Below are 3,824 nucleotides of genomic sequence, written 5' to 3'. Positions count from 1 at the left end.
TGGCAACCTCAACCCTTTAGACAATGGCACGTCACCAACCCTCCTACGCGACGCCACACGCAAGTCAACGCAACCAACCTCCCCTACGCACATGGGTACGACACTCAGCGTCAAAGCCAACGATGGCCAGCAATACAACCTCCCCTACGCACATGGGTACGACACCCTGATCCCGCTGGAAAACAAACGCGCCCAACCTCCCCTACGCACATGGGTACGACAAGCTCGTCCTGAAAAATCGCCAATGCGTACTCCAACCTCCCCTACGCGCATGGGTACGACGCCGCCCTCACGAAAAAACGAGGGCTTGCCTACCAACCTCCCCTACGCACATGGGTACGACTCCAACCGGTAGTTGGTGAAAGTGTGACGGGTACTGCATTTTGTAGGGGGAGGACATACGTCCTCGTTACGCGGCACTTGGCTCGCGCGTTAGGCCAGGTTGTGACCTTAACACCCGTCATTGACCAATTCTCCCATGTCGCTTGTATGCAACCCAGATTCTATCGGCAACTTGCCGTGGAGATGGCAACATATCGTTTTGAACTGATACGGTACCGACGCTGCCGCCTCGCGCAATGTGGCCTACCGAGGCCTTATAGGATTCAAGCGAAGTGAACAACGGCGAAACCATATCTTTTAGCGGATTCAGCAGAGGATGGAAAAAGACCAACGGGATGCAGCCAGAGGCAAAAGCCTGCATCAACTCAGTCGGAATTATGCCACCACGCAGATCAGTTATACGCGGCGCCGGAATGTAATATTCAACCTGAGAAAAAGCATCGAACAAGTTAGCGTCAGACACCTTTACCTGATTGCCAGCCTCGTCAGGCAGACGCATGGTTTCAGACTCGGGCAAGTAAACGTCCACCCCTGTATAACCCTTGGACTTCAAAAAGGCATGCGTCATTAACACCTGAGAGAAGTCGCGGTCGATCACGTTGGGAATCACGGTCCCGAATTTAACGGGGCGACTTCCCCCAGGCAAACTGAGGAATCGTCGGTCAACAGGCTGCCAAATAAATGAGGTCGGAATCGCCGCGCTCATATGCGAAACGAATGCCGGCGAATTGGTGAAAATTGCATTGATGCCGGCATCGAATGCGGACGACACCCCACGCAAAATCGGAATGACTGACTCCAAGTGCAGACTAAGCAAACAAACCCAAGGCCTGCCAGGCAACGTAAACCTGTGACTGAAATACCATTCAATCGCGTCCACAAGCACGATCATGTCGTAATCTACAGGCGGAATATCATCAGACTCGACGCAATAGATCTCAACTTCCCAACCAGCCTCGCCTGATTCGATAGGCAAACCTGCTCTGCCGTTTGCAATCTTGCGCAACTCCTCGGCCAAGGTCAACAACACAGGATCACGACCAGTTTGTTTTAACGAGTAAGCCACAAGCGCACGCATAACCACCTCCACCGTGGATTCAACACGTAACAGCCTCCACTACGAAATTCCGGACGTTATCATCAAACGGAGTTATATACAAGTGTAAAACATACGCAGCTGCCTATGGCTCACCTATAACCTACAAAACTCGGATCCAACTCCAAGGAAGACTTAACCGGATTCGTCGCCGCCGTGATCTTACCTCGTCTAACCAAATCAATATGCTTCCAAAAATTTCCTACGTTGAAACCAGTCACACGCTCCAGACAAAAGCAGCCACCCAACTCACGATGTGGAAATTTTGCCAAATGTTTGTGATTGTTGTCAATGCCAGCAGTGTCCTCCCAGACCAATGTTGAGGGAAGTTGGTCAAATATCAGCGTAGCAAAATGAGGAGCGTTGCGACGCATCTCCGCCGTCAATTCACCCGTCGCCATGTTAAACTGTTTGAATCGCTTATGAAGCAACAGTCCAGCAGGCTCCGTTTCCAGCGCCTCGAAGAAATTAACCGAGTATGAATCATCAGCATCAAGTCGACTCATGAGAACGCGCTGCCCTGCCAGCTTCTCTTGATTTACAAACTCAAACATGCGTTCATGAGTCGTTAACTTAACCCATTCGGGCCAGGTGAAACTGCGTACAACACCCTCATAGCGAGGACTATACTGAATGGCCACCATAAAAGGCGCAGCCTTGGTTTGCGCCGTATAAAACGCAGATGAGCACTTCAACCAAAGTTGGCAATATTTCTTCGTACGCTCAACTGAACTTCTTTTGATGGGGCCTATTTCTTCCAGGCCAACTCTGGTGAAAATAATATGCACAACCCCCTCCTATGCGCATGAGCGCGGCCCAAGGTAACGGACCCTCATCACACTTTCAATTTGGGGAGACGGCGGAGGTCGCTTAGGCACGCCCCCGTTACCCGGCGCCTAGTCACCAACCGTCTCCCCGTCATACCTTAAATCTGGCCCTACAGAGTTCGGGTCTTATAGCCCTCAAACCCTTCCTGAGCGCCAGCGCAGAAGGCAGCAACGAGACTGGCTACCTCCGCACCCTTCTCCTTCCAGTCAGGATGCTTCTTAAAAAGGTTATCGAGTTCCTCAAGCAAGACCTTGGCCAGTTTACCCGCGGCCAGACGCTTGATTGCATCGCCCTCACCAGGGAAGAGCTTGTCGATGCCGGCCTTGATGCCGTCAAGCGAGGTGATAAAGCCACCTGTCTTATATTCGGTCAGCGCGTCCTTTATCTGACCTACGACGGCGGCAATGGCCTCGGCCTTGTCAGCCTCCGGCTTATCGATCGCCAGATAAAGCAAGGCAGCTGCCATGCCTGCCTGCGTGGCTACCTCCTTACGCTGTTCCGGTGTCTCGGCAATCTTCGTACCGTCGCAACCCAGCCAAAACAACGCTCCCAGGCCAGCAAAAATGAACGCCAGAAAATCGGCTCTACGCATGACAATCACCTCCACAAAGAAAGTTTTTGAAACGCTCCAATCCCACAATCAGCCTACGCTGCATGCGGGCACACTCACGCTTACGAGTATCAAACTCCAGAATCCATCGTACCACCTGACCTCTCTGCCAGCGAGCAGTTTTCACGGCCGCTGGGACTGCCTGATGGGTCCGATCTCCAATCTCCTCGATGTAGTTGAGCATCTCCAAAGCCCTGTCAACACCCGCCACCAGCAGCCTGAATTCAGCAGCCCTGGCGCTACGACGTCTTATCTCGCGGTCGATCTTCATTGCGTACAATCTCCACCAGCTCCTCTAAGGCAATCAAAATACGCGGTTTGCCAGGCTTGCCATCCTTATTAAACGGTATCGACCGGTCGTGACCGGACATGCGATACTGAATGCTGACACGATTGGTGGACGGACTCCAGTTTATGATGTACTCATCCCGAATAAACTGGAAGCCGTGGTCCACCTTTCGAATTGTAACTCCCATCCTGCGACAGACTTCACGAATCACCGGCATCCACTTCTTCGCATTACGCCGACGGTGCTGCCGGCTCAGCTTGGACAGACGTCGCATGTTCTGCCAATACAAGGCTTTCGGAAATGACTCGGCCACGCAAATCCCCCCGCTACCGAAACTGTTTTTTAAGGCGGCTCACGATCTCTCGTTTACGTGGAAAACGACCCTCGACCGTTTTGGAAAATACCATGGCGCCGTTGGCCTTAACCTCAAAACGACCGCGGCCGACGTCCGTAAGCGTAGACTCGACGCCAAGATATTTATGAATCTCGGCAGCAACGCGCTTAGCGTCGTCGACGCCGCCACACATGTCGCAATACAGGATCTCGATAGTCATAGCACAACCAAACCTCCCCTACACGCACGGACGCAACCATCGCCATCCACGATCTCGCCAGCGGATATCAGCAACCTCCCCTACACGCATGGATGCAACCGGTGG

6 protein-coding genes and 1 CRISPR repeat array are annotated in these 3,824 nt (G+C 52.7%); all 6 genes read right to left on the bottom strand.

From position 1 onward, the window contains the following. Nucleotides 1-74: 74 nt before the first annotated feature. A CRISPR array of direct repeats spans nt 75-344; the repeat unit is 29 nt; unit sequence CAACCTCCCCTACGCACATGGGTACGACA. Nucleotides 345-460: 116 nt separating this feature from the next. The 6 genes from HWQ67_RS14130 to HWQ67_RS14105 all read right to left on the bottom strand — a co-directional run bounded on the left by HWQ67_RS14130 (nt 461) and on the right by HWQ67_RS14105 (nt 3,719). After that, entirely contained in the window at nt 461-1,420 is a 960-nt protein-coding gene (locus HWQ67_RS14130) for a hypothetical protein (protein ID WP_218253334.1), read from the bottom strand. Between the two features lie 110 nt (nt 1,421-1,530). Beyond that, on the bottom strand, nt 1,531-2,226 hold the full coding sequence (locus HWQ67_RS14125) for a hypothetical protein (protein WP_218253333.1): 696 nt from the start codon (nt 2,224-2,226) through the stop codon (nt 1,531-1,533). A 149-nt stretch (nt 2,227-2,375) separates the two neighbouring features. Continuing rightward, nucleotides 2,376-2,858 (bottom strand): hypothetical protein, encoded by a 483-nt coding sequence (locus tag HWQ67_RS14120; protein WP_218253332.1) that lies wholly within the window; start codon nt 2,856-2,858, stop codon nt 2,376-2,378. Continuing rightward, on the bottom strand, nt 2,851-3,147 hold the full coding sequence (locus HWQ67_RS14115; protein ID WP_218253331.1) for a hypothetical protein: 297 nt from the start codon (nt 3,145-3,147) through the stop codon (nt 2,851-2,853). The genes HWQ67_RS14120 and HWQ67_RS14115 overlap by 8 nt, the downstream gene beginning before the upstream one ends. Then, nucleotides 3,116-3,382, bottom strand: coding sequence for a hypothetical protein (locus tag HWQ67_RS14110; protein ID WP_218253330.1), 267 nt, complete (start codon nt 3,380-3,382; stop codon nt 3,116-3,118). Before HWQ67_RS14110 ends, HWQ67_RS14115 begins: the two co-directional genes overlap by 32 nt. A 109-nt stretch (nt 3,383-3,491) precedes the next feature. After that, nucleotides 3,492-3,719 carry an Rdx family protein gene (locus HWQ67_RS14105; RefSeq protein WP_218253329.1) on the bottom strand — a complete coding sequence of 76 codons (228 nt, stop codon included), beginning with the start codon at nt 3,717-3,719 and terminating at the stop codon, nt 3,492-3,494. Between the last annotated feature and the right edge of the window lie 105 nt (nt 3,720-3,824).

This window comes from Candidatus Magnetobacterium casense (genome assembly GCF_019173545.1).
Lineage (GTDB): Bacteria > Nitrospirota > Thermodesulfovibrionia > Thermodesulfovibrionales > Magnetobacteriaceae > Magnetobacterium > Magnetobacterium cryptolimnobacter.
Note: the sequence above shows the minus strand (reverse complement) of the source record. Positions and strands in the feature narration are given on the sequence as shown.